This window comes from Flavobacterium sp. 38-13 (assembly GCF_001899155.1).
In the GTDB taxonomy this organism is placed as follows: Bacteria; Bacteroidota; Bacteroidia; order Flavobacteriales; family Flavobacteriaceae; genus Flavobacterium; species Flavobacterium lindanitolerans.
Map to the genome: position 1 here is coordinate 21784 of NZ_MKVG01000015.1, position 6463 is coordinate 28246.

Sequence of the window (6463 nt, forward strand, 5' to 3'; positions counted from 1 at the left end):
ATTTTGGAGGCCTTTTTTCTTTATTGCTTATTTTTTCTTAAGCACGAATACTTCTTCAATCTTTTTGCGGTCTTTTTCACTAAGTTTTGCTGTTTTTTTAAGCTTATCAGTGAATTCTGCTACTTCTTCAACTGTGGCCGGACAGCCTAAGTTTTCGCCTTTGGCATTAAAAGAATCGGCTAACAGTTTGCCATTAGCATCATAAATCTGCCAGAAAGGAATACCGCTATTGTCTGCTTTGGATTTCTTGAGGATATCATCGGCCCCCGGATTTTCAAGATGCTTTTTGTCTTTGGATTCCTGCACTACCAAAAACGTAGTTACATAGTTTTTGTCAAAAAATGGCTTGACGGTTTCAGTTTCCATATTGTTTTCCATCTTCTTGCACCATTTGCACCAGGAAGCATGATACATTACAAAAACATTTTTCTTTTCTTTTTTTGCCTGGGTAAATGCTTTTTCAAGGATTTTATCGGCGCTTTCCTGTGCGGACGCTTGAGTTATTGCACCAATAAAAAGTAAACAGAGTAACAGTGATTTTAGTTTCATTGGGTTGAATTGTTTTTAAGAGTTAGCGAAAGTTTATACATAACAAACTTAACGATTCGCTTCCATATTTTCATGTGTGATAATAGTAAATAATTTCTAAATAAATTAGCTGAACAAAAAGTTAAAAACCTTCGGGAGATGTTAAGGATGTCTAACTTTGTGTTTATACAAATCTGAAATAAAAAGACACCGAAAATGGAACAATTACAAGGAAGAAAAGCATTAATAACCGGAGGAAGCCGCGGATTAGGAAAAGCTACGGCTTTAGCTCTTGCAGCCGAAGGTGTTGACATTGCTATTACAGGTAGAAATGAAGAAGCTTTGCTGGAAACTATAGCAGAATTGCAGGCTTATGGTGTAAAGGCAATCTATTCTGTTTTTGATGTAGCCGATTTTGAAGCTACCAAAAAAGGAATCGCCTATATCCATGAAGCATTTGGTGCTATTGATATACTTATCAATAATGCAGGAACAGCTTCTTTTGGAAGTTTTTTGGAAATGGAACCGGAAAGATGGCAGGAAATCCTAAACGTCAATGTTATGGGCATCTATAATGTTACGTATCAGGTACTTCCGGGAATGATTGCCAGAAATACGGGTGATATTATTAATGTTTCTTCTACGGCCGGGCTTCGAGGTAATGCTAATACAACCGCCTATACGGCATCAAAATTTGCTGTTGCCGGATTTTCGGAAGCATTGATGATGGAAGTAAGAAAGCACAATATCAGAGTTTCAGCCTTAATGCCGAGTACGATTGCTTCTGAAATGTCACTTTCATTGAATCTTACAGATGGTAATCCTGAAAGGGTGCTGCAACCGGAAGATTTTGCTGAATTGGTTGTTGCCCAATTAAAACTGAATAGGAGAGCACTACTCAAGTCTGCTTCGCTTTGGTCTACAAATCCTTAAAATAAAATCCCCTCAATTGAGGGGATTTGTTATTTCTATAAATAGCCTAACAGCCAATAGAGTATAAAAAATAAAATGATGGTTCCAAGGCATCCGCCTCCAAGTTTCTTCGCTCCCCATCCTGCGAGTAGTGTTTTGAAGAATCCGTTCATAGCTTTTGATTTTTATGGTTTACTTAAAGTTAGCTATTTCTTTTCGGGTTCGGTTCAATTTTAAGACAGAATTATTAATATTTTCCGCTAAGTAATTCACCACCAATTGGCACTTTTGTGTCCAATCCCAGCTTTTTCATCATTTCATAAGTTGTACAGATGGCGGCTGTTGTAACTGGAATTCCTATTTCTTTTTCAATCAGGTCTACAGCTTCCAGGGACGGCATTTGTACGCAGGCAGAAGCGACAAGTACATCAACATCTTTTAGATTGAGTCGTTTGTAGATATCTAAAAGATTCATAGGATTTTGTGCCGCTACTTCTAAATTGTCAGGTATTTCCAAAGCTATAGAATCAACAACTTCAAATCCCTGATGCTCGATATAATCTACAACCAACTGCGTTAGCGGTTTCATGTAAGGTGTAATGACGGCTACTTTTTTCGCTCCCAAAACTTTCAATCCGTTGATTAATGCACCGGCACTGGTCACGATTGGAGTAGGGAAGCCGTTCTTTACGGTTTCTTCATGCAGATTTGTCTCGGAAACGCAGTGATAGCCACGTCCCATACTCATAATGGCAACAAGGCAAGCATAACCCATCACGTCTACTTGAGCATCAGAAAGTTCCTGAGCACATTTCAAACTCATTGCGTCCATAGCTTCCAATTCTTCTTTGGTTACTTTTTTCATCCGCATCCTGCTGGAATGGAAAGTGAATCTTTCCGGTGCAATAGTTTCTCTGGAACGGAAGAGGGCCGGTATCTCGGTTTCCATCGTTGTATTGGATGAAGGAACTATCTGGCCTATTTTATATTTTTTCATTGTAAGTGAAGTCTAAAGTTATTAAGTCTAAAGTCTAAAGTCGAAAGTTGAAAGTCTGAAATCTGAAGTCTGAAATCTAATTATTGAATTTTCTTAATCGTATTCACTAACGTTCCAATTCCTTCTACAGTAGCTTCAACGACATCTCCATCCCACATCCATTCTTGCGGGTTTCTTCCGGCGCCTACACCTGCAGGTGTCCCCGTCGCAATGATATCGCCTGCTTCGAGTGTGAAAACAGTACTTAGGTCTTCAATAAGGTCAGGAATTCTGAAAAGCATGTATTTTGTGTTTGAATTTTGCTTTTCAACACCGTTAACTGTCAGCGATAAATTAAGGTTGTGTGGGTCTTCGATTTCATCTTTGGTAACCAGAACAGGTCCCATTGGTGCGAAAGTATCCTGTCCTTTTGAAACAATCCATTGTCCTGCACGACGGCAATCCCTGGCGCTGATATCATTGATAACAGTGTAGCCAAAAACATAATCCATAGCATTTTCTTTGGCAATGTATTTTCCTTTTTTGCTGATTATTACTGCCAATTCAACTTCCCAATCCAGTTGTTGCGTCAGTTTTGTGTTGTGAAGGATAGCTTCATCGGTACCAATCACTGCAGTTGGTGGTTTTGAGAAGATAACCGGCTGTTGCGGTAAATCTTTTGACGTATCTAGTGTTCTGGCTGATTCTGCTACATGTTCCGTATAATTCAGTCCAATACCGATAATATTTTTTCTTGGCTTGGTAATTGGAGCCAAAAGCTTTATTTCGTTTAAAGGAAGTGAAGCTGCAGCGATGGCACTTTCTGAAGAGGTTTTCAGAATTTCAGCAATTCTGTTAACTTCTTCCAATCCAAGGTCAATGAGTTCCAACATGGTTTTTGGAAATTCTTCATTGTGTTTGTGTGCAAACGCTTCCAGGTCAAGAACTGTGTCATTGTTGAAAATTCCAAGCTTTGGTTCTGAATTTTTATGCGTGAAAGTAACTAATTTCATTTTTTCGTTATAAGTATGGTTTTTTTATGGTTGTATTTACTTTTCTCTTTTTTGACTTTTAGCTATTAACTATCTGGAATCCTCCGTTTTCTTCATAGGCTCTTTGCTGATATAGCCCTAAAGATTCAATAACCGGAAGGTCGTTAAAAGAGAACAGGCAGGCGTCTTCTGTTTCTGAAAGATTTACGTGTTCATGTACGGCCCACGAAGGAACACAAAAAATATCTCTTTCTTTCCAGTCATAACGTTTTCCGTTAATGACAGAATAGCCTTTGCCCTTGGCACATTGATAGACAAATGAACCGGTGTGTTGGTGTGCTTTTGTATGTTCACCAGCTCTTAGTAATTGCATAGATGCTCCCATGGTCTGCATGACATGGCCTCCGGTAACAGGATTGGAATAATGCATCAATATGCCATCATAAGGTGAGCCATCGTTTACCTGCGCAGCTTCTAATAAGGAAGGATAAACATTCTTCCAGGAATATTTGAATAAAGGAGAATAGGGTTTATCCCATACCTTGTCAGCGGGTAATAATCCTGAACCTCCATAAGTTAGAGGTGAAAAATTAACCGGATACTTTAATTCCTGTTTTCCATCATAAACAGCATAGTCATTAGCTTCCAGCGCATTTACCAAAGGAATATCCAGACCGTCCTGCCAGATACAGGTTTTTCCGCCTTCTGCAACACCATGTTCATGCCATGTGCTGTTGGGTGTAATTACAAAATCATTGACTTCAAATGTAATCTTATTGCCATCGACAACTGTATAGCCACCATCACCTTCCATAATAAAACGTAGGGCAGAAGCTTTATGACGATGTGCCGATGTGCTTTCTCCCGGACGGGTAACCTGTATTCCGGTATACAACCAGCCAACGGCAGCGCTTACATCCTTTCGCTTGTCATTTACAAGATAAACCACACGGCGCCCGGCTTGTTCCGGAGTCACCAATTCTGATGATTTAAGTACCAGTTCTCTCAGGTTTTCATATTTCCAGAGCATAGGAACTGAGGAAGTTCGCGGCTCCCAAGGTTCAATATCATTAGCGACGGTCCATAAGGCGCCGGCTCCTAGGGTTTCTAATTCTTTATAATAGGCCTCAAGTTCGGGTGTATCCTTAACCCGGGCTCTTCCAATTACGTCGTCGTTGAATTTTGATTCCATATTTTTATTTTTTTGTCTTCTTTTTTCAACCCTGCCAGAGTTCAAAACTTTGGCAGGGTTATAGAAGAAATTTTTATTCTATTATCAAACCATCAATATCAAACAAATCTTGATTTTGATTATGATACGCTATAAAATTATCTAAATTATAAAAGGCATCAATAACTTCTTTTCTTTTTATTTTGGTTGGTTTCTCAGAAATAATACTTCCGTATGAGGACCATGGATAATCGTTTATATTTTTGCAAAAACCATGATGTACAGGGTTGTTGTGAATGTAATAGATCAGTTTCTGAAAATAATTGTCTGATGTTATCAATTTCCTGTGAAACGGTTTTTCAAATAAGCTTCCCGTTCTTTTAAAACGTTTGTTTATTGCCTGTGTATATGCATTAAACAGATGCGAGAACTGTTTAGATGCGCTTATTATTCTTGGTTTTTCAACGGTTGAATATTTTAGCTTGCGATTATCAATCTCATTTTGTGGTTTTATATAAACCAAAAGATGGAAATGATTTTTTAGCAGGCACCAGGCATAGGTTTCAGCTACAGGCTCTATATATTTTTCATATAGTCTTAGGAAATGATAATAACAATCAGCATCATAAAACAGATTGATACCATTATTTCCACGATTAAAAATGTGATAGAACTTTTCATGTTCTAATGGCTGCATTTTCATGTTGTATGGCGTTTATTTTTTTTCTTCAACCCTGGCAGGGTTTTAAACCCTGCCAGGGTAAGGAGTTCGTTAGAAAATTTTACTTTTTAGAAAACTCTTCATGGTTATCTATAAAGGTAATCTTTCTTGTTGGAGCAACATTTACTCTAAGGTCAAAAATATCGAAACGGTTGTAATGTCCCAATATGTCGTGCATTTGTTTTGGCTGGATGCATTTAGACAGGTCAATATCAGCGTATACGATTCCCTCTTCATCGATTAGCGGTTCTCCAACAACAGCACCATTAGGGCCTATTATGCCAGAGAAGGCAGAGTTTTTTCTGGTAAGCAATTCCTGAACATTAGGTACATCTTCTTTCAAGGCATCCATTATTTCCTGAGAAATTGTAGAACAGGAAACAATCGTAAATAATTTTCCTTCAAAGGAGTGGGCGGCAGCACGTATCTTTATTGCTTCGGCCATATTATAATCGGGTGGAGCAACAGGAAGTGAAATGTAATTGGCTATGTGAATCAATTCGCCTTGCGAAAGTAAAGTAAATCGAGCCAAAGTATTTGTATTTTCTCCACAGGCCAATGTCCCGATTGGACCTATTTCAGTAGGATATATTTTTAAAGAAGAACCATCACCGCTTGTCCATGTAAGTTTTTCAGCCCAGGTAGGTACGAGTTTACGGTGTCTCCCAATAAGTATTCCGTTATTGTCTATAATCAGGTTGGTGTTATAAATTTCTCCGTAGCTGTTTCCTCTTTCGTTGATTCCAATTACAACATGCACGTTGTGTTCTTTGGCAGCCTGACATAGTTGTTGTACTTCGGGGCCATCTGTTGTTATGGAACATTTGTATAAAACTTCATACCACTTACTGCCTTGTACAGGAGTCATAATCCAATTCCAATACGGATAGCCGGCAATAAAAACTTCAGGAAAAGCAACAAGAGAGGCTCCCTTTCCTGCAGCTTCCTTAATGAATGCTATGGCCTTATCTGTCGTGGCCTGTGCATTTAGGAATACCGGGGCGGTTTGTACTGCAGCGGCTTTAAATTTTGGAAATTCCATTTTATTGATGAATTTATGATTTATGATTTATGATTTATGATTTATGATTTATGATTTATGATTTATGATTTTGGCTTAAATAGTCTATTACCTATTATCTATTTTCTATTATCTATTTTCT

General features: G+C 38.3%; 7 protein-coding genes. 1 reads left to right on the forward strand and 6 read right to left on the reverse strand.

Annotation, left to right across the window (positions count from 1 at the left end; genetic code table 11):
• Nucleotides 1-27 precede the first annotated feature (27 nt).
• On the reverse strand, nt 28-549 hold the full coding sequence (locus BGO88_RS10220; RefSeq protein WP_286706801.1) for a thioredoxin family protein: 522 nt from the start codon (nt 547-549) through the stop codon (nt 28-30).
• Nucleotides 550-744: 195 nt separating this feature from the next.
• Here BGO88_RS10220 and BGO88_RS10225 point away from each other — a divergent pair, with 195 nt between their 5' ends.
• Nucleotides 745-1461, forward strand: a complete 717-nt coding sequence (locus BGO88_RS10225) for a 3-ketoacyl-ACP reductase (RefSeq protein ID WP_286706802.1) — start codon at nt 745-747, stop codon at nt 1459-1461.
• A gap of 226 nt (nt 1462-1687) precedes the next feature.
• On the opposite strand, the gene BGO88_RS10230 is transcribed toward BGO88_RS10225, so the two are convergent.
• The 5 genes from BGO88_RS10230 to BGO88_RS10250 all read right to left on the reverse strand — a co-directional run bounded on the left by BGO88_RS10230 (nt 1688) and on the right by BGO88_RS10250 (nt 6342).
• Nucleotides 1688-2437 (reverse strand): maleate cis-trans isomerase family protein, encoded by a 750-nt coding sequence (locus BGO88_RS10230; RefSeq protein WP_056073471.1) that lies wholly within the window; start codon nt 2435-2437, stop codon nt 1688-1690.
• An 80-nt stretch (nt 2438-2517) separates the two neighbouring features.
• Complete coding sequence (locus tag BGO88_RS10235; RefSeq protein WP_286706803.1) at nt 2518-3429, reverse strand: fumarylacetoacetate hydrolase family protein; 912 nt, start codon at nt 3427-3429, stop codon at nt 2518-2520.
• A 58-nt stretch (nt 3430-3487) separates the two neighbouring features.
• Nucleotides 3488-4600 (reverse strand): cupin domain-containing protein, encoded by a 1113-nt coding sequence (locus BGO88_RS10240; RefSeq protein WP_286706804.1) that lies wholly within the window; start codon nt 4598-4600, stop codon nt 3488-3490.
• A gap of 73 nt (nt 4601-4673) precedes the next feature.
• Nucleotides 4674-5276, reverse strand: a complete 603-nt coding sequence (locus BGO88_RS10245) for a hypothetical protein (protein WP_286706805.1) — start codon at nt 5274-5276, stop codon at nt 4674-4676.
• A gap of 85 nt (nt 5277-5361) precedes the next feature.
• A complete protein-coding gene (locus BGO88_RS10250) occupies nt 5362-6342 on the reverse strand; it encodes a carbon-nitrogen hydrolase family protein (RefSeq protein ID WP_273237100.1) in 981 nt (326 codons plus the stop codon).
• Between the last annotated feature and the right edge of the window lie 121 nt (nt 6343-6463).